1 protein-coding gene is annotated in these 203 nt (G+C 41.9%); it reads right to left on the reverse strand.

Annotated features, from left to right (window positions below):
* On the reverse strand, positions 1–188 hold a 188-nt coding region (locus tag Q0787_RS19330), incomplete at its 3' end, for a hypothetical protein (protein WP_298905119.1).
* Positions 189–203 lie beyond the last annotated feature (15 nt).

A 203-nucleotide genomic window follows, 5' to 3' on the forward strand; every position in this document is an offset into this window, starting at 1 on the left:
GCTGTGATTGTTCTATCACAATCATCAGTGTAAGTCCAATCAACTTCTAAAAGACCACCACACTCATCGTATGATCCGCTTAACTCACCTTGAACTGATCCTGAAATCTCGCATGCTCCAGTTCCTCCATTAGTGTATCCTAATGATCCTGGCTCGAATGAATTTGCTTCTTCACATGAAATCTCCATGTCTTCCACTTCATC

The organism is uncultured Psychroserpens sp., assembly GCF_947492715.1.
Classification (GTDB): domain Bacteria; phylum Bacteroidota; class Bacteroidia; order Flavobacteriales; family Flavobacteriaceae; genus Psychroserpens.